Annotated in this window: 24 protein-coding genes; 11 read left to right on the top strand and 13 right to left on the bottom strand. The window is 68.7% G+C overall.

The window, feature by feature from the left end; translation table 11 throughout:
- Nucleotides 1-14: 14 nt before the first annotated feature.
- Together OHA18_RS10050 and OHA18_RS10045 are read right to left on the bottom strand one after the other, a co-directional pair.
- Nucleotides 15-1,211: an MFS transporter gene (locus OHA18_RS10050; protein ID WP_329003661.1), complete on the bottom strand. Its 1,197-nt coding sequence runs from the start codon at nucleotides 1,209-1,211 to the stop codon at nucleotides 15-17.
- Nucleotides 1,201-2,199 carry a hypothetical protein gene (locus OHA18_RS10045; protein WP_329003659.1) on the bottom strand — a complete coding sequence of 333 codons (999 nt, stop codon included), beginning with the start codon at nucleotides 2,197-2,199 and terminating at the stop codon, nucleotides 1,201-1,203. The genes OHA18_RS10050 and OHA18_RS10045 overlap by 11 nt, the downstream gene beginning before the upstream one ends.
- 163 nt (nucleotides 2,200-2,362) lie before the next feature.
- Here OHA18_RS10045 and OHA18_RS10040 point away from each other — a divergent pair, with 163 nt between their 5' ends.
- Genes OHA18_RS10040 through OHA18_RS10025 form a run of 4 tightly spaced genes read left to right on the top strand, consistent with a single transcriptional unit; the run spans nucleotide 2,363 to nucleotide 6,125 of the window.
- A complete protein-coding gene (locus tag OHA18_RS10040; protein WP_329003657.1) occupies nucleotides 2,363-2,947 on the top strand; it encodes a TetR/AcrR family transcriptional regulator in 585 nt (194 codons plus the stop codon).
- Nucleotides 2,931-4,562, top strand: coding sequence for a nitrilase-related carbon-nitrogen hydrolase (locus OHA18_RS10035; protein WP_329003656.1), 1,632 nt, complete (start codon nucleotides 2,931-2,933; stop codon nucleotides 4,560-4,562). The genes OHA18_RS10040 and OHA18_RS10035 overlap by 17 nt, the downstream gene beginning before the upstream one ends.
- Complete coding sequence (locus OHA18_RS10030) at nucleotides 4,450-5,472, top strand: alpha-hydroxy-acid oxidizing protein (RefSeq protein ID WP_329003655.1); 1,023 nt, start codon at nucleotides 4,450-4,452, stop codon at nucleotides 5,470-5,472. The genes OHA18_RS10035 and OHA18_RS10030 overlap by 113 nt, the downstream gene beginning before the upstream one ends.
- Nucleotides 5,469-6,125 (top strand): HAD family hydrolase, encoded by a 657-nt coding sequence (locus OHA18_RS10025; protein WP_329003654.1) that lies wholly within the window; start codon nucleotides 5,469-5,471, stop codon nucleotides 6,123-6,125. The genes OHA18_RS10030 and OHA18_RS10025 overlap by 4 nt, the downstream gene beginning before the upstream one ends.
- On the opposite strand, the gene OHA18_RS10020 is transcribed toward OHA18_RS10025, so the two are convergent.
- Nucleotides 6,119-7,099 (bottom strand): hypothetical protein, encoded by a 981-nt coding sequence (locus OHA18_RS10020; RefSeq protein ID WP_329003653.1) that lies wholly within the window; start codon nucleotides 7,097-7,099, stop codon nucleotides 6,119-6,121. The genes OHA18_RS10025 and OHA18_RS10020 overlap by 7 nt on opposite strands.
- 548 nt (nucleotides 7,100-7,647) lie before the next feature.
- On the opposite strand from OHA18_RS10020, the gene OHA18_RS10015 reads away from it, so the two are divergent.
- Nucleotides 7,648-8,799 (top strand): serine hydrolase domain-containing protein, encoded by a 1,152-nt coding sequence (locus tag OHA18_RS10015; protein ID WP_329003652.1) that lies wholly within the window; start codon nucleotides 7,648-7,650, stop codon nucleotides 8,797-8,799.
- A gap of 13 nt (nucleotides 8,800-8,812) precedes the next feature.
- A complete protein-coding gene (locus tag OHA18_RS10010; protein ID WP_329003651.1) occupies nucleotides 8,813-9,559 on the top strand; it encodes an alpha/beta fold hydrolase in 747 nt (248 codons plus the stop codon).
- On the opposite strand, the gene OHA18_RS10005 is transcribed toward OHA18_RS10010, so the two are convergent.
- Nucleotides 9,552-10,631: a 2-oxoacid:ferredoxin oxidoreductase subunit beta gene (locus OHA18_RS10005; RefSeq protein ID WP_329003650.1), complete on the bottom strand. Its 1,080-nt coding sequence runs from the start codon at nucleotides 10,629-10,631 to the stop codon at nucleotides 9,552-9,554. The genes OHA18_RS10010 and OHA18_RS10005 overlap by 8 nt on opposite strands.
- Nucleotides 10,628-12,640, bottom strand: a complete 2,013-nt coding sequence (locus OHA18_RS10000) for a 2-oxoacid:acceptor oxidoreductase subunit alpha (RefSeq protein WP_329003648.1) — start codon at nucleotides 12,638-12,640, stop codon at nucleotides 10,628-10,630. Before OHA18_RS10000 ends, OHA18_RS10005 begins: the two co-directional genes overlap by 4 nt.
- 268 nt (nucleotides 12,641-12,908) lie before the next feature.
- On the opposite strand from OHA18_RS10000, the gene OHA18_RS09995 reads away from it, so the two are divergent.
- Nucleotides 12,909-13,700 carry a hypothetical protein gene (locus OHA18_RS09995; RefSeq protein WP_329003646.1) on the top strand — a complete coding sequence of 264 codons (792 nt, stop codon included), beginning with the start codon at nucleotides 12,909-12,911 and terminating at the stop codon, nucleotides 13,698-13,700.
- Between the two features lie 10 nt (nucleotides 13,701-13,710).
- Nucleotides 13,711-14,067, top strand: a complete 357-nt coding sequence (locus tag OHA18_RS09990; RefSeq protein ID WP_134109498.1) for an NADH-quinone oxidoreductase subunit A — start codon at nucleotides 13,711-13,713, stop codon at nucleotides 14,065-14,067.
- Between the two features lies 1 nt (nucleotide 14,068).
- Here OHA18_RS09990 and OHA18_RS09985 read toward each other — a convergent pair whose 3' ends face one another.
- Nucleotides 14,069-14,968: an ornithine cyclodeaminase family protein gene (locus OHA18_RS09985; RefSeq protein WP_329003645.1), complete on the bottom strand. Its 900-nt coding sequence runs from the start codon at nucleotides 14,966-14,968 to the stop codon at nucleotides 14,069-14,071.
- Between the two features lie 23 nt (nucleotides 14,969-14,991).
- Between OHA18_RS09985 and OHA18_RS09980 the strand changes: the two genes are divergently transcribed.
- The 3 genes from OHA18_RS09980 (at nucleotide 14,992) to OHA18_RS09970 (ending at nucleotide 17,760) form a co-directional block, all read left to right on the top strand.
- A complete protein-coding gene (locus tag OHA18_RS09980; protein WP_329003643.1) occupies nucleotides 14,992-16,008 on the top strand; it encodes a dipeptidase in 1,017 nt (338 codons plus the stop codon).
- Nucleotides 16,009-16,013: 5 nt separating this feature from the next.
- Nucleotides 16,014-17,363, top strand: coding sequence for a serine hydrolase domain-containing protein (locus tag OHA18_RS09975; RefSeq protein WP_329003642.1), 1,350 nt, complete (start codon nucleotides 16,014-16,016; stop codon nucleotides 17,361-17,363).
- A gap of 181 nt (nucleotides 17,364-17,544) precedes the next feature.
- Nucleotides 17,545-17,760: a hypothetical protein gene (locus tag OHA18_RS09970; RefSeq protein ID WP_329003641.1), complete on the top strand. Its 216-nt coding sequence runs from the start codon at nucleotides 17,545-17,547 to the stop codon at nucleotides 17,758-17,760.
- On the opposite strand, the gene OHA18_RS09965 is transcribed toward OHA18_RS09970, so the two are convergent.
- The 7 genes from OHA18_RS09965 to OHA18_RS09935 form a co-directional block, all read right to left on the bottom strand.
- Nucleotides 17,757-20,675: a helix-turn-helix transcriptional regulator gene (locus tag OHA18_RS09965; RefSeq protein ID WP_329003640.1), complete on the bottom strand. Its 2,919-nt coding sequence runs from the start codon at nucleotides 20,673-20,675 to the stop codon at nucleotides 17,757-17,759. The two genes, OHA18_RS09970 and OHA18_RS09965, sit on opposite strands and share 4 nt — an antisense overlap.
- Before the next feature lie 119 nt (nucleotides 20,676-20,794).
- Nucleotides 20,795-20,968: a hypothetical protein gene (locus OHA18_RS09960; protein WP_329003639.1), complete on the bottom strand. Its 174-nt coding sequence runs from the start codon at nucleotides 20,966-20,968 to the stop codon at nucleotides 20,795-20,797.
- A gap of 13 nt (nucleotides 20,969-20,981) precedes the next feature.
- On the bottom strand, nucleotides 20,982-21,110 hold the full coding sequence (locus OHA18_RS09955) for a hypothetical protein (protein ID WP_329003637.1): 129 nt from the start codon (nucleotides 21,108-21,110) through the stop codon (nucleotides 20,982-20,984).
- 238 nt (nucleotides 21,111-21,348) lie between these two features.
- On the bottom strand, nucleotides 21,349-21,501 hold the full coding sequence (locus OHA18_RS09950; RefSeq protein WP_329003635.1) for a hypothetical protein: 153 nt from the start codon (nucleotides 21,499-21,501) through the stop codon (nucleotides 21,349-21,351).
- A 122-nt stretch (nucleotides 21,502-21,623) separates the two neighbouring features.
- Nucleotides 21,624-22,331, bottom strand: coding sequence for a GntR family transcriptional regulator (locus OHA18_RS09945; protein WP_329003634.1), 708 nt, complete (start codon nucleotides 22,329-22,331; stop codon nucleotides 21,624-21,626).
- The gene (locus OHA18_RS09940) at nucleotides 22,331-22,846 is read right to left on the bottom strand and encodes a cysteine hydrolase family protein (RefSeq protein WP_329003633.1); all 516 of its coding nucleotides are present in this window, start codon (nucleotides 22,844-22,846) and stop codon (nucleotides 22,331-22,333) included. The genes OHA18_RS09945 and OHA18_RS09940 overlap by 1 nt, the downstream gene beginning before the upstream one ends.
- Complete coding sequence (locus tag OHA18_RS09935) at nucleotides 22,846-24,303, bottom strand: purine-cytosine permease family protein (protein WP_329003632.1); 1,458 nt, start codon at nucleotides 24,301-24,303, stop codon at nucleotides 22,846-22,848. The genes OHA18_RS09940 and OHA18_RS09935 overlap by 1 nt, the downstream gene beginning before the upstream one ends.
- Nucleotides 24,304-24,365 lie beyond the last annotated feature (62 nt).

Genomic DNA, 24,365 nt, shown 5'->3' with positions numbered 1-24,365 from the left:
CGGTGACGAGACCCTCAGGCAAGCACCTGAGTCGACCCTCGACGTTCCATCAGACCGGAAATCAGCGCGAGGAACAGACCGGCGACCGCGAGGGCAGCACCCAGTCGGCTGGGCCACTCGTAGCCGTAACCGGCCGCGAGTACGGCCCCGCCGAGCCAGGCGCCGAGCGCGTTCGCGATGTTCAGCGTGGAGTGGTTGAGCGACGCGGCCAGCGACTGGCCCTCGTGCGCGACGTCCATCAGACGGGTCTGGAGCGCCGGCACCAGGATGCTCGCCGAGCACCCCATCGCGAACACTGCGACCAGCGCACCCGGCCGGCTCTGCGCGAGCCAGCCGAACGTCCCCAGTACGACGGCGACCGCCACCAACCCGCCGTACACGCTCGCCATCAGCGCGCGGTCCGCGAGCCGTCCACCAAGGACGGTGCCGACGGTCATGCCCACGCCGTACACGGCCAGCACGATCGTGACCGCGGACTCCGAGAAACCGGCCAGTTCCGTCATCGTCGGCGTGATGTAGGAGTACGTCGCGAACATCCCGCCGAAGCCGACCATCCCGACCAGTAAGGCCATCCACACCTGCGGTCGCGCCAGCGCGCTCAGCTCGCTCCGGACGTTGACGTCGCTGCCGACCGGCTGCGGCGCCACCCAGAACCAGACCGCGACCAGCGTCAGCAACCCCAGCACGCCGACCGCGAGGAACGGCACCTGCCACCCGAGCCGCTGGCCCAGCAGAGTCGTCAGCGGTACGCCGATGATGTTGGCGACCGGCAGCCCGACCATCGTCATCGACACCGCCCGCGCGCGCCGCTCGGGCGGCACCATCGACGAGCCGACCACGGCCCCGATGCCGAAGAAGGCACCGTGCGGCAGCCCGGACAAGAACCGCGCCGCCATCAGGAACTCGTAGCTCGACGCAACCGCCGACAGCACGTTGCCGGCGACGAAGACCGCCATCAGCCCGAGCAGCAACCGCTTCCGTCCGGTCCGCGCGCCGAGCGCCGCGATCACCGGAGCGCCGACCACGACGCCCAGCGCGTACGCCGAGACGACATGGCCGGCCGTCGGGATCGAGATGTGCACACCGTCCGCGATCTGCGGCAGCAGCCCCATCGTGACGAACTCGGTGGTCCCGATCGCGAAACCACCGGTCGCCAGCGCGAACAACGCCAGGCTGACGTGCCGCGCAGTACCGCGTGTGTCAGGAGTCACCGAACTTGTCACGCCTGATTGTTGCAGAGATCAGCAGGACCACCGCGAGGAGGGCGAAGACCGCGTTGCCGATCAGGTCGACCGTGTGGGGAGCCGCCAAGACCGGGTTCTCGGGGAACGCGTGCCAGGCGTAGGTCAGCAGGACGCCGCCCGCCACCGCCATCGCGTGCTTCTGCGTCCAGCCCGTACGCCGTGCGTAGCGCACCAGGAGGACTGCCGCCGCGGCGTCGATCGCGAGCATCACGGCCGCACCGAGCCAGCCGTTCTTCACCAGGTCGCTCGTCAGCATCCATCCCGAGCTGACCACCAGGCCTGCCACCGCGAACAGCCAGGCCGAGGGCACGGTGCCCGGAGTGCGACGCGGGGTCCGGCGGCCGACCCGTGCCGCGAGGACGACCAGGACGACGATGGCGACCGCGACGCCGGCGAACTGGGCCGGGGACGCGACGAACGAGTCCGTCCCGAGCTGGATGGCGGTCGTGGCGACGATGCCGACCACGAACAGGGCGGCGTACACGCTCAGGCCGATCTTCCCCAGCCAGGGCTCGCGCCGCCGTCGCGACATCGACTCGACCAGCACGATCGGCACCGTGATGCTCCAGATCGTGTGCAGTCCGAGCACGAAAACCGTCCACGGCGCGCCCATCCCGAGGAAGCCGATGTGGCCCGGGTCCAGCAGCCGCTGGTCGGCGTAGTTCGGGTTGAACAACGACTGAGTGGTGATGCCCTCCTCGAGGACGCCGTACGCGAGCGCCAGGATCACCACGCTCGGGTAACCCCAGCCGCGGCGCCGGACAACCTCCCGGATCAGTACGGCGCCACCGCCGTACAGCGGGGCCAGGCCGACCAGCGCGAACAGTGCGCTGATCGGGATGTTTCCGAGCAGGAACTCGGCGACCAGGGGCGACAGGAAGAACAGGCCGAGGGCGGGCAGACTCCGCTTCACGCTGCTGTGTTGGGGCGCGGTCACCACGTTCGTGTTCGTCATGTCCACAACTCTCGTGGCCGCGGGGCGGTCGTGCGGATGCGATCCGTCCGGATCCTGCGCTGACGGACGTCCGGCCCCGGGCCTGACGGATGTCATAGCTCAGGGTCCGGTCAGGGTCATTCTGCCTATACGGCGTATAGGGAATGTGTATTTAATGGTCGTCATGAGCGAGGTGACGACGAAGGACCGGATTACCGCGGCGGCGACGTACCTGCTGACCGAGCACGGTGCGGCCGGGGTGTCGATGCGGAAGGTGGCGGCCGCGGTCGGGATCACGCCGATGGCGATCTACCAGTACTTCGGCGACCGCGAGACATTGCTGAACGCGGTCGCGGACGCGGCGTTCGCCGAGCTGGTGCGGCGCTGGGAGTCGGCGGAACGCCCCGAAGCGGCGGACGCGCGAATGCGGGAGATGCTGATCGACCACGTCGACTTCGCGCTCGGTCAGCCGCGGCTCTACGACTACATGTTCATGGAGCGGCGGGACCAGGCGCGGAAGTTTCCGGCGGATTTCCGCGCTCGCAAGTCACCCACGCTCAACCTGGTCGCCGACGCGATCACCGCCGGCGTCGAGCAGAAACTGTTCCGCGCCGACGCGGACCTCTGGGAAACCAGTCTGCTGTTCGCCGCCCTCCTGCACGGCCTGATCCAACTCCACCACGGCGACCGCATCGGCATGCCAGACCCAGATTTCCGCGCCCTGTGCCTCCGCCTCGGCGAAAGGATGATCGATGAACTACGTCTCTAGATGGGTTGCGGTGGCAGCGGCCCTCGCGACAGGTGTGCTGTTGTACTTCGGGTCCGGCTTACACACGATTCCCACCCTGACCTGGCTCGCTCCCGTTCCGGTCTTTCTGGTAGCTCCTCGGCTTCGGGTGGGCGCGGCGGCCTTGACCGCCTTCGTGGGCTGGCTGCTCGGGCTCGCCAACCTTGCGCGATACCTGCTGAGTGATCTCGAACTGCCTGTGGTTGCGTTGGCTTTCCTGTTGCTGCTGGCTGGGGTGTTCGCGGGCACAGTGGTGTTCTTCCGGGGGCTTGTGGTGCGCGGGCATCCAGTGGTCGCGGCGTTTGCGGCGCCGGCTCTGTGGGCCGGGCTCGACTACCTGATCGCGACTGTGTCGCCGCACGGGGCATTCACGAGTCTTGCGTACACGCAGGTCGAAGTTGCTCCGGTCAACCAGATTGTGTCGCTGACCGGGCCTTGGGGTCTGAGTTTCCTGCTGTTTCTGCCGGCCGCGGTGATCGCCGCGCGCAAGGTCATGCTCGTCGGCGCTCTGGTGATTGTTGCCATTGGCACCTGTCTGTACGGCGTCGTCCGACTGCACGGGACGCCGGAGAGTCAGCCGGTGAAGATCGCTGTGCTGTCCGCGCAAGGCGCCGACGACGCGGGTTGGCCGAACGCGGGCGGACCGGCGATCCTCGATCGGTACCGCCCGATGATCACCCAGGCAGCCCAGGCCGGTGCGAAGATCGTGCTGCTGCCGGAGAAGATCGTCGATGTCGAGACGACGGACCTCCCGCGACTCTCCGGACAGTTCCAAACACTTGCTGACAGCAACAAGATCGAGCTGGTCGTCGGACTCACGGTGCTCGGCGACGGTGATCACAACCGCGCCCTGATCTTCCACCCGGACGCCACCGCGCCCACGGCGTACGACAAGCACCACCTGATCCCCGGGATCGAGCCGTACGCCTCGGGCGATCAGTTGGCGACGTACAACACCTGGGGTCTGATCATCTGCAAGGACATGGACTTCCCGGCGTTGGCCCGTCAGTACGGCAGGCTCGACGTGTCGCTCCTGCTCGTCCCGGCGCTCGACTTCGTCGGCGACGGCTGGCTGCACAGCCGGATGGCCATGCTCCGCGGTATCGAGAACGGCATCCCGATCGCCCGCGACGGCAGCCAGGGCCGCCTGACCCTGACCGACGCCAATGGCCGCATCGTCGCGGAGACCATCGCCCCGGCAGATGCTCCAGCCGTCCTGATCGGCGAGCTCCGAACGGGTATCGACAAGACGATCTACACCGCGTGGGGTGACTGGTTCGCCTGGCTGTGCTGCCTCGTGGCGCTGGCCGGGGCGCTGTGGTTGAGGTCCCGCGGTCGGCGTGAAAGCATCCGGCATGGCCAACTTCGGGGACTACCAGTTGCAGATCTACCTGCAGGGAATGCTGCAGGGGACGAAGCCGGAGATCACGACCGACCTGGCCCGGCTGGAGTCGCAGGCGGCCGCGAAGCTCCCGCTGGAAGCGATGGGGTACATCGTGCCGAGCGCCGGCGGCGGCGCGACCGCGCGCGCCAACCAGGCGGCGTTCGAGCGCTGGCGGCTGGCGCCCCGGATGCTCCGCGGCAGCACCGAACGTGACCTGTCCTGCACCATCCTCGGTACGGCGATGCCCGCGCCGGTCCTGGTCGCGCCGATCGGGGTCCAGACCCTCGCGCACCCCGACGGTGAACTGGCGACGGCACGGGCCGCCGACACCCTCGGCCTGACCTACACCCATTCGACCCAGGCGAGCCACGCGATCGAGCAGATCGAGGCGAGCAGCAAGTGGTTCCAGCTGTATTACCCGACCGACCGCGACGTCTGCCTCAGTTTCCTGCAGCGCGCCAAGGCCGCGGGGTACGCCGTACTCGTCGTCACGCTGGACACCGGGACGATCGGCTGGCGGCCGGCCGATCTGGACCGCGGTTTCCTCCCGTTCCTGAAGGGGGAGGGGCTGGCGAACTACTTCAGCGACCCGGTGTTCCAGTCGAAGCTGGCCAAGCCGATCTCCGAGGACCCCGGCGCGGCGGTGATGCTCTGGGCGCAGATCTTCCCGAACGTCGGGCTGGTCTGGGACGACCTGTCGTTCCTGCGCGACAACTGGGACGGCCCGATCGTTCTCAAAGGCATCACTGCGGTCGAGGACGCCAAGCTCGCGGCCGAGCACGGCGTCGACGGCATCGTGGTCTCGAACCACGGTGGCCGTCAGGTCGACGGCGCGGTCGCGTCGCTGGACGCACTGCCCGCGATCGCGGAGGCGGTCGGCGAGCAGGTGACGATCCTGTTCGACTCCGGCGTACGGACCGGATCGGATGCGGCGAAGGCGCTCGCGCTAGGAGCGAAGGCGGTGCTGTTGGGTCGTCCGCTGCTGTACGGCCTCGCGCTGGCCGGGCAGGCAGGTGTCGAGCATGTACTGCGGTGCTTCCTGGCCGAGCTCGACCTGACGCTGGCGCTGTCCGGCTACGCCAACCACCGCGAACTCAACCGCGACTCGGTGGTCCGCGCATGAAGGCAATCATCTTCGACCTCGACAACACCCTGTTCGACCACACGGGATGCGCCGTGCGAGGGCTCCGCAGCTGGCTGACGGAGCTCGGGATCACGCCGACCGACGAGCTGATCGCGGAGTGGTTCGTCATCGAGGAAGACCAGTTCAACCGGTTCTTGTCGGGAGAGCTCACCCACCAGGGGCAGCGGCGCGGACGGCTCCGCACCTTTCTCCCGGTGCTCGGTCGCCCGGTGCCGTCGACCGACGCCGAACTGGACGAGGTCTTCACCGGTTACCTTCAGCAGTATCAAGCCAACTGGATCGCGTACCCGGACGCGCGGCCCGCGCTGGAAGTTGCCCGAGGCAATGGTTGGCGGATCGGCGTACTCACCAACGGCAGCACGAAGCAGCAGAACGCGAAGCTGGCCGCGATCGGCCTCGCCGACCTGATCGACGTCGTCTGTACCTCGGAGTCGCTCGGTGTCAGCAAGCCCGCCCCCGAGGCGTACCTGCGGACCTGCGAGGCGCTGGGCGTCGAGCCGGCCGACGTCTTGATGATCGGCGACAATCTCGAGCTGGACGTGCTCGGTGCGCAGGCGGCCGGGCTGGCCGCGCGACACCTCGACCGCGCGATCGGGATGACGCTCACCCAGGTGGTCTCAGGTCGTCAGTAGCCGCGGGGCTGGGCGCTCGGTCCGGCATCCCTACGCCACGGGCCAGACTCCGCCTTGGTCTCCGGATGACTGGTTACGGCTCCTCTCGCCGGGGCGTACGGGTCGCGCCCGGCATCGTCCTGCCGGCCGGCGGGAAGATGCCGCGAGAGCCGATCGGCGAAGTCCTGCACAGCGGCGATCTTGTCGTCCTGGCTGGTGCGGACCGCCCAGGCCGAACCGGGGTGACGGTGCGGCACGACGACGGCGGAGTCGTAGAACTGCTCCGGCCGGAAGAAGTCCTCGGTGTCGTTCGGCCGGACGAGAAGATGCCGATCCGGATGCGACGATGTCTGGCCGATCCGATACCGGTGGCCGTCGTCGTAGCCATGGTCCTGATAGAAGTCCCGGCCGCCGTACTCATCCGGCCGACCGGGCTCGTCGCAGGCGGCCCGGACCGCGTTGACGAGGTCGCTGCCCTTGATCGGCCGATCGAAGTGCACGGTCTTCTTGATGATCGATTCGGCGCTCGGTCCGGAATCCCTGGGTGCTGGGCCGGGCTCCGCCTTCCCGTCCGATGGGCCGGCTACAGCGCCCCTGACCGGAGCGTACGGGTCGCGTGATCCTCCGCCCTGCAGTCCAGGGGGAAGATGCCGCGACAGGCCGTCGGCCAAGTTCTCCACCGCCTCGATCTCCCGATCTCTGGTGGTGCGGATCGCGTACGTCGTACCGCCGTGGTCGTGCCTCGCGACCACGGCCGAGTCGTAGAACTGCTCCGGCCGGAAGAAGTCCTCGGCGTCGTTCGGTGTGACGAGAAGATGCTCAGCCGGATGCATCGACCTCTGGCCGATCCGGTAGGTGTCCCCTTCGTTGTACCCGTGGTTCTGATAGAAGTCGCGGCCCGTGGCGGACCGCACCGCGTAGATCAGGTCACTGCCCTTGATCGGGCGTTCGAAGTGCACGGTCTTCTTGATGATCGATTCGGCGCTCTCAACCATGCTCGCAATCTGTCATGCGAATGGGTCATGGCCCCGGGGTGACGCTCAGGCGGCGCGCCGGGGGCGACTTGTGACGCCGTAGCCAACCACCGCGAACTCAACCGCGACTCGATCGTCCGCGCCTGACACAACGACGTACCGAAGAACGGGTAGTGGTATGCCTTCCGCCCAGTCGCAGGACGGTCTGCTACTGCTCGAAGCATCCAAGGTCCGCACCACTACCCGTTCGTCGGTACGCTGCGGATCGAGGATCGCATCTACCCTCGGTGGGGACGAGCTCTTCACCGGGTCTCTGCAGCACTACCAGGGCAGCTGGACCGCCTTGCCGGACGCGCGGCCCGCGCTGGAGGTTGCCCGAGGCAAGGGTTGGCGAATCGGCGTACTCACCAACGGCAGCACCGGACAACAGAACACGAAGCTGGACATGGTCGGCGCGCAGGGCGGCGCTGGATCGCACCGTGGGACAGACTCTGCCGAACCTGCTCGACCTCATGTAATCTCTGCTACAGAGATTGATGTCTCTGAAGCAATCATTACAGGAGGTCGCGGTGCAGAACGTGACGGCGCTGGTCCGGCGGTACGTCGACGACGGCCGGTTCCCGGGCGCCGTCACCGCGGTCGCCCGCCGCGACGAGGTCCTGTTGTTCGACGCGTACGGGCGTCGTGACGTTGAGCGCGACCACCCGATGCGCACGGACACGATCTTCCGGATCTACTCGATGACCAAGCCGATCGTGAGCCTCGGGCTGATGCAGCTCTACGAGGAGGGGCGCTTCCAGCTCGACGATCCGGTGGTGAAGTACCTGCCGGCGCTGGGGCGGCCGAAGGTGTACGACGACGGCGGCCTGCGGGAATCCGGTCGCGAGATGACCGTGCGGGACCTGCTGATGCACACCTCGGGCCTCGCGGCGCCGAACGGCAAGCACCCGGTCAGCCTGCTCTACCAGCAGGCCGGGCTGACCGGAATGGACTCGGATGCACCGCTGTCGGAGTTGCCTGGCCGGCTGGCCGGCCTGCCGTTGCAGGCCGATCCCGGCGCGCGCTGGATCTACGGCATCTCCACGGATCTCGTCGGCCTGCTGTGCGAGGTGATCGGCGGGCAACCGCTGGACGAGTACCTGCGGTCCCGCATCTTCGAACCGCTCGGCATGACCGACACCGGCTTTTCGGTGCCGGAGGCAAGCATCTCCCGGTTCGCGGCCTGCTACGGGTACGACGACGGCACCTTCAGGCTGACCGATGATCCGCGGACGAGCGCCTATGGCAAGCCGCGGACCTTCCTGTCCGGGGTGGCCGGTCTGGTGTCGACCGCGGGGGACTACCTGCGGTTCACCCGGATGCTCGCCGGCGGCGGCTCGCTCGACGGGACGCGGATCATCGGACCGCGGACGCTCCGCTTCATGACCGCCAACCACCTGCCGGGCGGTCAAGATCTCGCGGCGTTCGCCGACTTCGGTGGTGAGACGAAGCGGGCCGGCCAGGGCTTCGGTCTCGGGTTCGGCGTGCTGCTCGACCCGACCGTGGCGCAAACCATCGGCACACCCGGCGAGTACTTCTGGGGCGGCATGGCTTCGACGGCGTTCTTCGTCTCCCCGGCGGACGAGCTCGCCGTCGTGTTCCTCACCCAACTCCGCCCGTCCGCCAGCTACCCGATCCGTCGCGAGCTGCGAGCCGCCGTCTATGCGTCACTGGACGACTGACGTCATGCCACACGTGACGACGGACGACGGCTGTCGCCTGTGGACCGACATCAGCGGACACGGCCCATCCGTCGTTCTGGTGCATGGCGGTCCGGGCTGGTGGGACGTGTTCCACGACCTCGAGCTCCCCGGATTCACATTGCATCGTTGGGACCAACGGGGCTGCGGCCGGTCCGACCGCCGCGGACCGTACACGCTCGACCGCTTCGTCGCTGACGTGACCACCATCGCCGGGCCCGAGCCGCGCATCATCATCGGTCACTCCTGGGGAGCCTCGCTGGCCTTGGAGTATGCGCAAGCACATCCCGACACCGTGTCCCGCTTGGTGCTGGTGTCGTCGGTCGGCCTCGACGGTCCGCCGGCCGACTATCGCGCCCGGGTCGCCGAGATCCTCGCCGAGACTTCGGAGGACGATCCATGGATCGCGCAGATCTCCGTGAACATCGCCGACCGGGCGACGGCATTGGACTCTTCCCGGCGGTTGAACACGCCTTGGTTCGAGCCCAATCGGTTTTGTGCGGACGCCTTGCTCGCCGAGTTGAAGGCGGTGCCCGACCGGGCCGGGCGCTGCGGGCGCGTTGTCGTACCGACATTATTGGTGCATGGCGCGGATGACCTGCGGCCGCCGTACGTCACCGACAGCTTGCTGGAGGCGTTGCCCAACGCGGAACGGGTAGTGCTCGACGGCGTCGGGCACTACCCGTGGTTGGAGGACCCGGACGGCTTCCAGAAAGTCGTCCGGGAGTTCCTCGCTAGTTGATCGTCCAGGTGTCGGCGCCGGTCACCAGAGCCTGCAGGTCGCCGGTGCCCTGGGCCTCCTGGGCGGTGGTGATCTGCTGACGGACCAAGTCGTCGTACGCCGGGCGGTCGACCGAGCGGAACACGCCGATCGGGGCCTGGTGCAGGACACCCGCATCGGTCAGACGCGAGAGCGCGAACGCGTACGCCGGGTCGTCCGTGTGCGCGTCGTGGATGACCAGATCCGCCTCGCCGCCGGGCAGGTCCGCGACCTCCCGGACGGCCAGAGACGCGAAGCCGTCGCGGACCACGCCGAGGTGCCCGTCCGTGCCGAAGCGGATCGGCTCGCCGTGCACCAGCGGGATGATCGCGTCGTCGCGGGTCTCCGGGTTCTTGATCGCGTCGAAGGCGTTGTCGTTGAAGATCGGGCAGTTCTGGTAGATCTCCACGAACGCCGTGCCGCGGTGCTCGGCCGCCGCGCGCAGCACCGACGTGAGGTGCTTGCGGTCGGAGTCCACCGTGCGGGCCACGAACGTCGCCTCCGCTCCGAGCGCCAGCGAGACCGGGTTGAACGGATTGTCCACCGAGCCCATCGGCGTCGACTTCGTCACCTTGCCCGGCTCCGACGTCGGCGAGTACTGGCCCTTGGTCAGGCCGTAGATCCGGTTGTTGAACAGCAGGATCTTCATGTTCACGTTGCGGCGCAGCGTGTGGATCAGGTGGTTGCCGCCGATCGACAGCGCGTCGCCGTCACCGGTGACGACCCACACACTGAGGTCCGGCCGCGACACCGCGAGGCCGGTCGCGATCGCCGGCGCACGCCCGTGGATCGAGTGCATGCCGTACGTCGACAAGTAGTACGGGAACCGGGACGAGCAGCCGATCCCGGAGACCATCGCGACGTTCTCGCGCTTGATCCCGAGCTCGGGCAGGAAGCCCTGGAACGCCGCGAGTACGGCGTAGTCGCCGCAGCCCGGGCACCAGCGGACCTCCTGGTCCGACACGTACTCCTTGCGGTTCTGCGGCTCGGTCGCGACCGGTACGCCGCGCAGGCCACCGGGCAGACTCGGCAGGCCGAGGTCGACCGTGCTCATCGTGCTCCCTCCGACTCGTGCAGTTGGCCATTGGACTGACCGTTGGCCCGGCCGTTCGGCTCGGTGCGCAGCGCCTCGCCGTGCGTCAGGCCGGCAGCGGCCGAACCGAGGTGACGGGCGTCGTCGTCGATGCCGGCGGTCTCCTCGACCAGGTTGCCGATCACCTCCGCCAGCTCCGCGGCGCCGAGCGGCATCCCGCGAACCTGCGCGTAGGAGACGACGTCGACCAGGTACTTCGCCCGCAGCAGCATCGCCAGCTGGCCGAGGTTCATCTCCGGAACCAGGACCTTGTCGTAGCTGCGGAGCAGGTCGCCGAGGTTCGACGGGAACGGGTTCAGGTGCCGCAGGTGCGCCTGCGCGACCTTCCCACCGACCGTGCGGACCCGGCGGACACCGGCGCCGATCGGGCCGTACGTCGAACCCCATCCGAGCACCAGCACCTTCGCCGTACCGTCGGGGTCGTCGACCTCGATCGGCGGGATCGACCGGGCGACCGCGTCCACCTTGGCCTGGCGGGTGCGGATCATCAGGTCGTGGTTGGCCGGGTCGTAGGAGATGTTGCCGGTCTTGTCCTCCTTCTCCAGACCACCGATCCGGTGGTCCAGGCCCGCCGTACCCGGGACGGCCCAGGCACGGGCCAGGGTCTCCGGGTCGCGCAGGTACGGGAGATAGGTGGGCTCGCCCTTGTCGTTGGTCGCGTTCGGCTCGAGGGTGAAGTTCGGGTCGATCGTCGGGAGGTCGGCGACGGCCGGGATCTTCCACGGCTCGGAACCGTTCGCCAGGTAGCCGTCGGACAGCACGATCACCGGCGTGCGATAGGTGATCGCGATCCGGGCCGCCTCGACCGCGATCGCGAAGCAGTCCGCGGGGGACTGGGCCGCGAGTACGGGCAGCGGCGCCTCGCCGTTGCGGCCGAACATCACCTGCAACAGGTCGGCCTGCTCGGTCTTGGTCGGCATACCGGTCGAAGGACCGGCGCGCTGAATGTCACAGACGACCAGCGGCAGCTCGAGCATCACGCCGAGACCGATCGTCTCGGACTTCAGGCTGATCCCCGGACCGGACGAGGTGGTCACGCCGAGCGCGCCGCCGAACGACGCACCGAGCGCCGCGCCGACACCGGCGATCTCGTCCTCGGCCTGGATCGTGGTGACGTTGAACCGCTTGAGCTTGGACAGCTCGTGCAGTACGTCGGACGCCGGGGTGATCGGATACGCACCGAGGACCAGCGGCAGCCCGGCCCGCTGGGCGCCCGCGACCAGGCCGTAGGCCAGCGCGAGGTTGCCGGAGATGTTCCGGTAGGTGCCGGCGGCCATGCGGGCCGGCTTCACCTCGTACCGGACCGAGAACTCCTCGGCCGTCTCACCGAAGTTGTAGCCCGCGCGGAAGGCCGCGATGTTCGCGTCCCGGATGTCCGGCTTGCTCGCGAACTTGGTCTCCAGGAACGTGATCGTCGACTCGACCGGCCGCTGGAACAGCCAGGACACCAGGCCGAGCGCGTACATGTTCTTCGCCCGGGACGCGTCCTTGCGGGTCAGCCCGAACTCCTTGACCGACTCCACCGTCATGCCGGTCAGGTTGAGCGGGATCAGGTGGTACGCGTCAAGCTCGCCGGTCTCCAGCGGATTCTCGTCGTACCCGATCCGCTTCAGGTTGCGGGCGGTGAAGTCCGCGGTGTCGACGATCAGCGTGGCGCCGCGCGGGACGTCCTTGAGGTTCGCCTTCAGGGCCGCCGGGTTCATCGCGATCAGCACGTCGGGCGCGTCGCCCGGCGTGAGGATGTCGTGGTCGGCGAAGTGGAGCTGGAAGGACGACACTCCCGGCAGGGTTCCGGCTGGTGCCCGGATCTCGGCTGGGAAGTTGGGCAACGTCGACAGATCATTGCCGAACGATGCTGTTTCCGCGGTGAACCGGTCCCCCGTGAGCTGCATCCCGTCGCCGGAATCGCCGGCGAAGCGGATCACCACGCGGTCGAGCTGCTTGACCTCGATGGTCACTGTTCTTTTCATCTCCAAGTCGAAGCTTGGGTCGTCCGGCCGCCTTGTGGGCAACAGGCCGATCCCCCCGTCAGGGCGATAACCCCAATATTAGTTCGCCCTTAGAACAGAACCATGCGGAAGCCCCGGTGGTCCACAGCCTGGGACGCGGTGTTAACGGGTCGTTGGGTCAGGTACGGACGAAACCTTCCAGTGTCACACTCCGCAGCGGCTCGCTTGCGATCCGAAGTGAGAACCGGCAGGGTGTCGTCATCAAGCTGTGACTTCAAGGAGTTGTTTCATGCGTCGTGTGCTGGTCGGACTGCTGACGTTGCTGCTCGCGGGGTGCGCGGCGCCGATCGCCCCGGCGGACAGCGCGCTGAGTCTCGGCAGTACGGCGTCCGCGGCCGTCGTGGCGACGCGGACCGCGAAGATCGCGAGCATCCGGACCACGGACGCGACCAAGGGCGTGATCACGGTCGTCGGGACGCTCACGCCGGCGCCGGCGGCCGGGACGCGGATCCCGCTGCATCAATGGGTCCCGTCGCTGAAGCGGTGGCAGGAGGTCGCGCACGGGTACTCGTCCGGCAGCAGCGTGACGATCATCACGGTCCAGCCCGGGTCCATCCGGACGTACCGGATCGCGGTCGGTGCGCAGGCGCCGTACGCCGCGGCGATCTCGCCGATGATCAGCTTCAAGCACTACGTGTGGCGCGGGATGTTCAAGAAGGGCCTGGCCGCCGCGGGCGGAGCGGGTCAGCCGCAGTTCACCGTCGTACCGCCGAAGGAAGGGCCGCGGCGGGCCGAGGCGGATCTGCTGGCCAACCAGGGCGGGTACGTGTGGGGCGAGGTGGACTCGACCGGCTGCCGCTACGCGCGGATCTGGCTCGGCAACCTGACCGACGGTCTGGTGCGGGTGTCGCTGCACAACGAGACGACGGCGATGACGTCGATCCGGATGCAGCAGGAGACCGAGACCTGGCTGAACTACGACATCTCCGGGGTGACCCGGCTCCGGCTACAGGTCGCGGACATCCGGTCCGGGTACGGGCCGTACGTTTCGATCGACTCGCTCCTGCTCTGCACGAACTAAGCTGCTGCCTGTGTCGGACAGCTATGGCGTCGTCGCCGCGGTGGTCGCGCTCGGCCTGGTCGGGCTGATCGGCGCGTTCGCGCTGAACAAGGCGCTGACTGTCACGTATCCGACCGAGGGAAAACTCAAGACCTACGAGTCCGGCGTCGACCCGGTCGGCGAGGGCTGGGCCCAGGTCCACATCCGGTACTACCTGTTCGCGTACCTCTACGTGATCTTCGCGGTCGACGCGATCTACCTCTTCCCCTGGGCCACGATCTTCACCACCCTCGGCTACGCCACCCTGATCGAGATGTTCATCTTCCTGGCGTTCGTAGCCGTAGGCCTCCTCTATGCCTACCGCAAGGGCGTCCTCCGCTGGACTTGAGCTAGTCGCGGGCGAGTGCGGCCGCGATCGCCCAGTCCTGCGCGCCCACGCCCACGGATTTGAAGACCGTGCGGCCTTGTGGCGTTGGCGGGACGGAAAGGGCGGCGCCGAGCTCGACCAGGTCTCCTTCGGACAGGACACCGGAGGTGACGGCGTCGATGATCTCGCCGGACTCTTCGAGGGCGGCCTCGCGTTGGTCGACCAGGACTGTGGATGCGGTGGCGAGGAGGTTGCGGGGGAGTTCGCGCATGGTGGGGCGGAAGGCGCCGATGGCGTTGACGTGGACGGTGGCGGGGAGGGCGTCGGCGTCGAAGAGCGGGGTGGTTGAGGACGTGGCGCAGCAGATGATGTCGGTGTCGGCGATTGCCTCGTCGACGCTCGTGCCCGCGGTGAACTTCACGTCGGGGAACTCGTCGCCCAGTTGCCGGGCAAGGGCAGTGGCGCGGTCGGCCGAGCGGCCGGTCACGGTGACGTCGGCAATGCGTCGTACGGCGAGAACCGCGCGAACCTGGTCGGGCGCCTGAGCGCCCGTCCCGATCAGCGCCAGCCGGGACGCGTCCGCGCGGGCGAGCAGGTCGGTCGCGACGCCGACGACCGCGCCGGTCCGCAAGGTGGTGATCGAGCCGCCGTCGGCGACCAGCTGTTCGCCGTTCCCGGTCCAGATCACGGTCGCGCGGATCGCCGGTACCTGGTCGAGGGCGATCCCGATCTTCTTCACCACCGCGGTCCCGGTCGGCGTGTGGTACGCCGACATCACCAGCACCGTCCCGTCCCCGAAGATCTGCCGCGGCGGCAGCACGAAGTTCCCGGCCGCCAGCTCGCGGAACGCGTCCCGCACCGCAGCGACCGCCGCAGGCATCGGAACCAGCCGGCGGACATCCTCAGCAGAAAGAACCTTCACCGGCCCGAGCATATTCTGATGCGATGGATCTGCACCGTGACGCGATCGTGGCCGATGGGCACAACGACCTGTTGATGCTGGTGGCGCGGCGGCCCAAGGAGGTTTGGCCGGCGTACTTCCGGGAGCAGTGGCTCCCGCAGTTGCGGGACGGCGGGATCGACGTACAGGTCCTGCCGGTGTTCATCGACTCGGAGTTCCTGCCCGAGGGTGCGCTTCGCGAGACACTGCGGATGATCGAGGCCGCGCACCGGATCACCGCGGCGAACTCCGACGAGGTCGCGCTGTGTACGGCGCCTGGCGACATCGAGGCCGCGACCGCCGCGGGCAAGATCGCGCTGGTGCTCGCGCTCGAAGGCTGCCCGCAGATCGACACCGACCTCGAACTCCTGCAGACGCTGCAGCGGCTCGGCGTACGGATGGTCTCGTTCACCCACTTCGGGCGCAGCGCGCTCGGCGACGGCTCCGGTGAGGACGCGACCGGCGGCCGGCTGACGAACGCCGGCGTCGAGGCGGTGGGTCTGCTCGAGGAGCTCGGCGTACTGATCGACGTCTCGCACGTCGGCCGCGCCGGGGTCGAGCACATCCTCGAACTGGCGACCAAACCGGTGGTCGCGTCGCACTCCAGTGCGTTCGCGCTGCGGAAGCACCACCGCAACCTGACCGACGAACAGTTGCGCGCGATCGCCGCGACCGGTGGCGTGGTCTGCGTGAACTTCTTCGCCGGCTTCCTGACCACCGACGAGAAGCCGACCGTCGACCACCTCGCCGACCACATCCTGCACATCCTCGACGTCGCCGGCGAGGACCACGTCGGCCTGGGCAGCGACTTCGTCGCGGAGGTGTTCGGCGAGAAGATCCCCGCCTGCGACCGCCCGGTCGTCATCCAGGGCCTCGACGCCGAGCTGTACGTCCCCGGCCTGGAAGGCCCGGCCGGGATGCCGCTCGTCACCGACGCCCTGCTGCGCAGGGGCTTGCCCGAAGCAACGATCCGCAAGGTCCTCGGCCACAACCTGGTCCGGGTTCTCTCATCCAAGGAGTGACAAACGTGCAGAGCTGGCTCGACCAGAACCTCGCCCGTCTGATCGACAAGTACGGCGTGCCGGCCGCGTCGATCGCCGTCCTCGCCGACGGCGAGGTGAGTACGGCGGCGGCCGGGGTCCTCAACCAGAACACCGGGGTCGAGGCGACGGTGGACTCGCTCTTCCAGGTCGGCTCGATCACCAAGTTGTGGACGACCACGCTGATCATGCAGTTGGTGGGGGAGGGCAAGCTCGATCTCGACCGTCCGGTCCGCGAGTACCTGCCCGGCTTCAAGCTCGCCGACGAGACAACGGCCGCGGCGGTCACCCCGCGGCATCTGCTGACCCACACCAGCGGCTTCTCCGGCGACGCGTTCATCCCGACGTCGCGCGGGGACGACGGCGTCGAGCTGTTCGTCCGCGACGTCGTACCGGGTCTGGCGCAGGAGGTTCCGCTCGGCGCCGGGTACTCGTACAACAACGCCGGCTTCGTCGTCCTCGGCCGGATCGCCGAGGTACTGCGCGGGAAGCCCTTCCACGAGCTGATCCGCGAACACATCGCCGTACCGCTGGAGCTCGGGCACGTCGCGACTCTTCCGGACGAGGCTCTGCTGCATCGGGCCGCGGTCGGGCACGTCACGCCGCGGCCGGGCGCACCGCTGGAGGTCGCGCCGGTGTGGAGCCTGGTGCACGCGATGGCGCCGGCCGGGTCGTTGCTGGCGATGAGTGCGAGCGATCTGATCACCTTCGGCCGGGCCTATCTCGACGCGACACTGCTCGATCGGACGACGATCGATCGCCTGTGGGAGGCCCAGGTCGACGTGCCGCCGACCGGTGGCGATCTGCGGCAGGTCGGCCTGGGCTGGATGATCTTCGACAGCGAGCACGGCCCGTACTACGGTCACGACGGCGGCACGGTCGGGCAGTCCGCGTTCTTCCGGCTGGTGCCAGACCGGGGCGTGGCCGTCGTACTGCTGACCAACGGCGGCAGGGTCTCGGCGCTGTACGACGAACTGATGGGTCATGTCCTCCGCGAGACGGCCGGTGTCGAGCTGGCGACGCGACCGGTCCCGCCCGCGGAGCCGGCCGAGATCGACCTGGACCTCGTCGTCGGGCGGTACGAGGGCGTGTTGTTCCGCGCGACCGTCAGCGTCGAGGACGGCGAGATCTGGCTGGTGGACGAGGCGGTGACCGACGACGCGAAGGTGCTGCTACCGGAGCCGGAGCGTTTCCGGCTGGTCGCGCTGGACGAGTCGCGGCTGATCGCGGCCGAGGCCGAGCACGGGATGCACGAGGTGATGACGTTGATGGAACCGGTCGCCGGCCGCGCGACGTACCTGTTCCGGGGTGGACGCCTCAGCCCGCGTGGTGACTGATTGTAGTCGTTGCGGGAAGGGCCCAAGTCGTTGCCTGGTCACCGTTTGTGATTGCAGTGAGCAACAAACACGAGTTTCAAGCGAGCGGCCTAACGGTATGCGTACGAACGGTCGCCAAGTGGTGAGTTCGGGGCTATGGTGATTACTCGGGGGAACGGGGCGAATACCTGGTGGTGAGGCTATGTCTTGGCAACTCTGGGTGGTCATTGCACTCGCTGCGGCCGGGCTGGTGCTGTTGGCTGCAGCGCGAATGCGGCACGCCCGTAAGGTCTTCGACGACATCACCGATCTCGCTCGCCCGATCCACCTGACGCCGCGCGTCACAGCTGACGACCTGGCCCGGGCGCGCGCACGGCACGCTCGCCCCGAGCCGGCTCGCCGCCGTAGGCACGGCTAGTCGGCGTCGAGCAGTCCGTCACGACGCGCGACCGCCGCGGCCTCGGTCCTGGAGCGGACGCCGAGCTTCGCCAGGATGTTCGACACGTGCACGCTGACGGTCTTCTCGCTGATGTACAGCTCGCGTGCCAGCTGCCGGTTCGTCCGGCCCTCCGCGAGCAACCGCAGTACTTCGGTCTCCCGTGACGTCAGCGCACTGGCACCGCCGGTGTCGCCGCCGCCGGTCTCGTCCAGCAGCGGCTTCGCCTGCAGTTCACGACCGACCTCGGCGGCCAGCGCGGTCTGCTCGTTCGCTTCGGCGACCCGGCCTGCGGCTCGCAGCGCCGCCGACAACCGGACCCGTGACCACGCCTGCTCGAACACGTACCCGTACCCGAAGGCGTCCGTGGTCCGCTCCCAGGCAGAGACATGCTCCTCCGGCGTCGGCGCGTCGACCCCGGCCAGCCACCGCAGCCGCTCCCACTCCGACTCGAGCCGCGCCAGCCATGCGAGGCCTTCAGTGCCCATCAACCGCCCCGGCGGCAGCCCCTTCTCCGCGGTCGCCTGCCCGAGGGCAACCAGCTCCGCGCCGCGCGAGACCAGCTCCGCGGCCGCCGACGGCTCACCGACCGCACGGTGGCACAGCAACTGCAGCCCGAGCGTCGAGAACCGGATCCGCCCCAGGAACCACTCGGTCTGGAACACGTCGGCGCACAGCGCGGACACGTCGGTGATCAGCTTCTCCGCCTCGGCCGGGCGATCCAGCTGCCGGTACGCATCCACGGCCGGCTGCAGCCCGATGATCGGCAGCATGACGTCGAGATCCCACCACTTCCGCGACATCTCGAACTCTTCCGCGACCGCGGTGTCACCCCGTCCGCTGCGGACCGAGAACTCGACCGCCCGCAGCGCCGCAGCGGCCGCCGCCGGTGTCATCGAATCCGTCCGGGCCGTCGCGCTCGCGTCGTCCCACTCGCCGAGCATGAACTGGGTCAACGCCAGCATCCGCCGCGCGTCGAACCCGTACGCCGCCCACTGCCGTCCGAGCTCACCGGCCCGCTTCGCCGCGAACGACAGCGCTGCCTTCGCGTTCAGCAGGTCGCCCTGCTCGTAGTGCGTCGACCCGAGCAAGAACCGGCTGCGGACCTCGGCGGCGGGATCGCCGGTGAGTTGCGCGCGTACGGCGGCTTCCTCGAGCTGCTTCGCCGCCGTCTCCGGATCGCCGGCCCGGCGCCTGAGCTGAGCGAGCGTGATTCCGGCGTCGCTGGCGGCCGACTCCTGACCGGCCTCGCGGGCGATCTCGAGCGCCCGGTGCGCCCAGCGCTCCGCCTCCATCGGCCGGCCCAGCGCGTCGGACACCCGCGCGTACAGCGAGGCGACCTGCGCCTTGAACACGCTGGACGGCTCGTCGTGGACCAGCTTCAGCGCCTGCGAGACCGCCTCGCTCGCCTCTTTGTCCTGGTCGATGATCAACGCGATATCGGCCAGCGGCAGGAGGAGCTCGGCCCGCTGCAGCTTCGGCGCGTCAGCCGGCAGATCGGCCAGCGCCTTCCGGAGCAGCTTGAGCGCCCGCAGATGCTGCGAGGACAAGGTGGCCGCCGTCGCCGTGTCGACGATCAGCCAGGTCTTGTCGACCGTGCTCGTCGGTGCGGCGTTCGGGAAGAGCTCGAGCGCCATCTCGTAGTGCTTCAGCGCCTCCTGCGGCGCGGCGACCGACAACGCTTCCTGGCCGGCCCGGACCCGAGCCTCGAACGCGGTGGCCAGGTCGTGCGACCGGGTGGCATGCCCGGCCAGCTCGGCCGCGGTCCCCGCGACGGTCTTGTCCTCCAGCGCCTGCACGTACGCCGCGTGCTCGCGCACGCGCTCGCCCGGCAGCAGATCGTCGTACACCGCCTCGGCCAGCAGGGCGTGGCGGAAGTAATACCGGTCGTTGGTCGGTACGTCGATGATGTGCGCGTCGATGAGCTCGCGGAGGGCGTCGTCGAGCTCGCGATCCGGCAGCTTGGCGACCGCGGTCAGTAGATCGTGCGGGACGCGCCGGCCGGCGACCGCGATCACGCGGGCGACCTGCCGCGCGTCGTCCGACACCGGGTCGAGGCGGACCAGCAGCAGATCGGCCAGATCGGGCGGCACGGTATCGCCGTCGCCCATCGAGGCCGCGGCGGCCAGCTCCTCGGTGAAGAACGCATTCCCGCCGGCCCGCTCGAGGATGCGACGCTCCTCGATCGCGGACAGCGGCTCGGTCAGCAGCGAATGCAGCAGGGTGCGCGCCTCGTCGGCGTCGAGCGGGAGCAGATTCACCCGGCGTACCCGAGGGTTGCGGGACCACTCGGCGATCGGCCGGCGGAGCGGGTGCCGACGGTGCAGGTCGTCGCTGCGGTACGACACGACCAGGGCCAGGCGCTGCGAGGTCAGCCGGGTGATCAGGAAACCGATCAGGTCCCGGGTCGAGTCGTCGGCCCAGTGCGCGTCCTCGATGATCACCAGGAGCGGCTCGCTGGTGGACAGCGCGGTGAACGCGCCGAGGACCGCGTCGAACAGCGCGGCCCGGTCCAGCTGGCCCTCCTGCGGAACCGGCTGCGCGCTGAGCAGACGGTGGGCGGGGAGCAGCCGGCCGATCGCCGGGAAGTTGGTCAGCACGCTCTCGACGAGGTCGGGCCGGTCACCGGCCAGGCGGCCGAAGATCTCCGAGAACGGCTGGTACGGCAGGCCGGCGTCACCGAAGTCGGTGCAGTGCCCGACCAGCACGCCGAAACCGCGCTCGTGCGCGCCGGTGGCCACCTCGTCCAGCATCCGGGTCTTGCCGACGCCGGCGTCGCCGGACAGCAGTACGGCGCCGGCGCGACGCGTTTTCGCGTCGTCCACGGCGCTCAGCAGGGCAGCCATCTCGGTCGAGCGGCCGACGAGAGGTGTCGAATTCCAGGGCACGTCGTCCATCTTCGCCCCTGGAGCCGACACAAATCGACGGCATCCCGTCCGCTGAGCCCCGGATGGGGACTTTGAGGGTAAGAGAGCGCCGTCCCTGATCGCGTGATCAGGGACGGCGGCTGGGGCGGTCATCGGGCCGTGGTGGGTCGGAGAGCCCGGCGCGAGTGCCGCGGCTCGGGCTGCTGCGAACCCTTCGCCGCGCGCTGCCGGCGGGTCGCGGACCGGAACTCACGCTTGGTCCGCTCCAGCCGGTACGCCGTCTCCGCCTTGATCGAGTCTGGACTCAGAGGAGTACTGAACATGGTTTCCCTCCCTTCAGGCTTTCCGGCCGAACAGGTGGCTGATGGTCCGGCGGGCCCCGGTGCTCCGGTGCTGCCGGAAGTCGCGGCTGAGACGCTCCCTGCGGTAGGCGACCTCTGCCTTGACCGATTCGTTCGTGTACATGTCTTCCTCCGTCTTTCGGTGCCAGCTCCTTGCTGACAGGTACCAATCTGCTCGTCTGAGGTAGCCCCGCACATCGGAACTCCTCCCTATCCCCGAGCGGGGTGGAGCCTTAGGCGGCCTTAGGGGGTCCTAGGCGGTGCCCAAGAGCCCCGAAGTGAGCGCCGAAAAGAAGGGGCGCGGCCGGCTCCGAAGAGCCGGCCGCGCCGTGGGGAGGGGGCCTGGGGCGGTGACCGCGCGGTCACATCGCCGGACGGGCACGCAGCTCGGGCGCACAGGGCGCGGGCGGCTGCTGCTTGAGCTTGCGCTGGAACCAGAACGGACGCTGGTACTCACGCCGCATCCGCTCCTGCCGATACTTCATCTCGGCCCGCACCGCGTCGGTCGAGTACATGAACATGATCTCCTCCGAGCTCCTGTCGATGACTAGACAGTGCGCCCCTGAGGAGGCCCCTCACATCCGCACAACTCCCTATGCCCGAGGCAACCAATGCCTTAGGCGGCCGGTACGTCGGCTCAGCTGCGGTACGACAGGCTCAGTTCGTAGTGGTCCGGGTCCAGGAGTTCGTCGGCGTACTCGGCGAAGCGGTCGTCGGCGGTCCAGCTGGTGCGGGTGGTGTGCAGGAACCAGGTGCCGTGGGGGCGCCCCAGGTGGCCGGCCTCGACGGGCGTGAGGGGGCGGCCGCGGAGGCGTTGTTCGCAGTGGTCCAGGTACAGGCCGGCGCGGTTGAGGGTGACGCTGATCGAGCCGTTGTCCAGGCCGCGTTCGGGCAGGTCGCGGAGTGCGTCGAGTGCGGGGATGCGGCTGCGTTCGAGCGAGATCGCCGTACCGTCCGTCAGTTGCCGGACGCGCTCGATGACGACCACCTCGGCCGACTCGAGGCCGAGCTTCGAGGCCAGCGCCGGATCGTCCTCGCGTTCGATGCGTACCGTCCGCATCCGGGTCTCCACGCCCTGCTCCGACAGCGCATGCGTCCATCCGAGCCGTCCGTCCAGGGCCCGCCCGTCGAACAGCACGTACGACCCTTTGCCGGTGTGCGTGGCGATCAGCTCGTCCTCGGCCAGTACGGCGAGCGCCGCGCGGACCGTGTTCCGACTGACCGAGAAGCGTTTCGCCAGCTCCACTTCGCCCGGCAGTTGTGCACCACGCCGTACGACGCCGGACTTGATCTCCCGGGCGAGCACCCGCGCGACCCGCTCGTGTTTCAGGGTGATCCGGCGCATCACCGCAACTGCTCCACGCTCACGATCTCGATCATCGGCGCGTACAGGCGCATGATGTCGAGCGCCTTGCGGTGGTTGTCGTCCGTCGAGCCGGCGCACGCCTCCTCGACCACCTGGACCTGGACGCCGGCGTCGACCGCGGCCAGCGCCGTACTGATCACGCAGCAGTCCGTGGTCACGCCGCCCAGCACCAGCCGCCCGTCCGCTCGGGCCGCGAGCTCCGGACCCCAGGCGCCGAAGGTGGTCTTGTCCAGAGTTCGAGCTCCCTTGAACTCGTCGACGAGCTGGTAGTCGTCCGCGTCCGGCGGCTGTAACGCGAACGGGAAGGTCTCGTAGTACGGCACCCAGGCACCGAACGGTTTCTCCGGCGCCACGAACCGGGTGAAGACGACGTCCGAGCCGAACAGCGAGATCAACTGCTTCGTCGGTTCGATCACCCGCCCGAAGTCCGGCGTCGCCCAGCCGGACTCCGGGTCCGCGAAGATCCGCTGCAGGTCGATGAGGGCCAGCACCATCAGGCGGTCGCCTCCTGCCGGCGTACGGCGGCCGCGCGCCCGAACCACTGCACGAGGAAACCGATCACGAGCGCCGCGAGCACGCCGAGGTTCGCGTACGCCCACGCGCCCTCCTTGCCACCGAGGCCGAACGCGCCGAGCAAGTAGCCCTGCCAGGTCAGCCACGACGCCAGCGTGTTCGTGACGAGTCCCCAGCCGATGCCGGTGGCAACGAGCATTGTTGCCACCGGCAGCCATTGCACGTCGCCGTAGCGCCCGGTCGTTTTGTACAGGTCGTCCTCGGCGTAGTCGCGCTGCCGGGCAACGATGTCCGCGAGCATGATCCCGCACCAGGCCGCGATCGGTACGCCGAGCGTGATCAGGAAACCCTGGAACTGCCCGAGGAAGTCGCCGCCGTAGAACACGACATAGATCGTCCCGCCGATCATCACCACACCGTCGATGAACGCCGCGACGTACCGCTTGACCGGGAGCCCGAGGGACAGCAGGGCCAGCCCGGACGAGTAGATGTCGAGCACAGCGCCACCGACCAGTCCGAGCACCGCCACGATCACGAACGGCACCAGGAACCACGTCGGCAACGCCTCCGCGAGCGCACCGATCGGGTCGCCGCCGATCGCCTTGCTCAGATCCGGCGACGAACCCGCGAGCAGCAGACCGAAGATCAGTAGTACGACGGGAGCTACCGAGCCGCCGAACGTCGTCCAGCCGACCACGCCGCGACTCGACGCCCGGCGCGGGAGATACCGCGAGTAGTCCGCGGCCGCGTTCACCCAGCCGAGCCCGAAGCCCGTCATCAGGAAGACCAGCGCGCCGATCACCGCCTGCGCGGAACCGCTCGGCAGCGCGGACACCGTGCTCCAGTGGATCTGGTCGGCGACCAGGATGATGTAGACGACCGTGAGTACGCCGGTGACGACGGTGATGATCGTCTGCGCCCGCATGATCAGGTCGAAACCGAGTACGCCGCAGGCAACCGTCAGCAGACCGACCACGACCAGCGCGATCACCTTGGTCAGGCTGCCACCGCCCCAGCCGAGCCGCTCGAAAACGGTTGCCGTCGCGAGCGTCGCGAGGATCGTCAGCACGGTCTCCCAGCCGACGGTCAGCAGCCAGGACACCAACGACGGAAGTTTGTTGCCCCGGACACCGAACGCGGCACGGCTGAGCACCATCGTCGGCGCCGACCCGCGCTTGCCGGCGAGCGCGATCAGTCCGCAGAGCAGGAACGAGAAGACCACCCCGATCACGCCGGCGATCACCGCCTGCCAGAACGAGATTCCGAACCCGAGCGCGAACGCACCGTAGCTCAGGCCGAGCACGGAAACGTTCGCCCCGAACCACGGCCAGAACAGCTGACTCGGGCGGCCCTTCCGGTCCGCGTCGGCGATCACGTTCAGCCCGTTGCTCTCCACCGAGAGCGCGCGGGACTGCTGCACCTCGAGCCGATCAGCCATGGTGTCTCCCCACCGGAGTGGACCTGTTCAGTCCTGTTCAATCACGGTAAGCCCGGCCGGTC

The organism is Kribbella sp. NBC_00709 (genome assembly GCF_036226565.1).
Taxonomy (GTDB): Bacteria; Actinomycetota; Actinomycetes; order Propionibacteriales; family Kribbellaceae; genus Kribbella.
This window is presented reverse-complemented; position numbering and strand designations above follow the sequence as displayed.

Coding starts and splice junctions, on each gene's coding strand:
- OHA18_RS09940 (WP_329003633.1), bottom strand. CDS start 22,846: ATGGTGCTGGCCCTCATCGACCTGCAGCGGATCTTCGCGGACCCGGAG.
- OHA18_RS10045 (WP_329003659.1), bottom strand. CDS start 2,199: ATGACGAACACGAACGTGGTGACCGCGCCCCAACACAGCAGCGTGAAG.
- OHA18_RS09965 (WP_329003640.1), bottom strand. CDS start 20,675: ATGGACGACGTGCCCTGGAATTCGACACCTCTCGTCGGCCGCTCGACC.
- OHA18_RS09950 (WP_329003635.1), bottom strand. CDS start 21,501: ATGTACTCGACCGACGCGGTGCGGGCCGAGATGAAGTATCGGCAGGAG.
- OHA18_RS10005 (WP_329003650.1), bottom strand. CDS start 10,631: ATGAGCACGGTCGACCTCGGCCTGCCGAGTCTGCCCGGTGGCCTGCGC.
- OHA18_RS10025 (WP_329003654.1), top strand. CDS start 5,469: ATGAAGGCAATCATCTTCGACCTCGACAACACCCTGTTCGACCACACG.
- OHA18_RS09970 (WP_329003641.1), top strand. CDS start 17,545: ATGTCTTGGCAACTCTGGGTGGTCATTGCACTCGCTGCGGCCGGGCTG.
- OHA18_RS09995 (WP_329003646.1), top strand. CDS start 12,909: ATGCGTCGTGTGCTGGTCGGACTGCTGACGTTGCTGCTCGCGGGGTGC.
- OHA18_RS09980 (WP_329003643.1), top strand. CDS start 14,992: ATGGATCTGCACCGTGACGCGATCGTGGCCGATGGGCACAACGACCTG.
- OHA18_RS09935 (WP_329003632.1), bottom strand. CDS start 24,303: ATGGCTGATCGGCTCGAGGTGCAGCAGTCCCGCGCGCTCTCGGTGGAG.
- OHA18_RS10030 (WP_329003655.1), top strand. CDS start 4,450: ATGGGGTACATCGTGCCGAGCGCCGGCGGCGGCGCGACCGCGCGCGCC.
- OHA18_RS10040 (WP_329003657.1), top strand. CDS start 2,363: ATGAGCGAGGTGACGACGAAGGACCGGATTACCGCGGCGGCGACGTAC.
- OHA18_RS09955 (WP_329003637.1), bottom strand. CDS start 21,110: ATGTACACGAACGAATCGGTCAAGGCAGAGGTCGCCTACCGCAGGGAG.
- OHA18_RS09960 (WP_329003639.1), bottom strand. CDS start 20,968: ATGTTCAGTACTCCTCTGAGTCCAGACTCGATCAAGGCGGAGACGGCG.
- OHA18_RS10000 (WP_329003648.1), bottom strand. CDS start 12,640: ATGAAAAGAACAGTGACCATCGAGGTCAAGCAGCTCGACCGCGTGGTG.
- OHA18_RS10035 (WP_329003656.1), top strand. CDS start 2,931: ATGAACTACGTCTCTAGATGGGTTGCGGTGGCAGCGGCCCTCGCGACA.
- OHA18_RS09945 (WP_329003634.1), bottom strand. CDS start 22,331: ATGCGCCGGATCACCCTGAAACACGAGCGGGTCGCGCGGGTGCTCGCC.
- OHA18_RS10020 (WP_329003653.1), bottom strand. CDS start 7,099: ATGGTTGAGAGCGCCGAATCGATCATCAAGAAGACCGTGCACTTCGAA.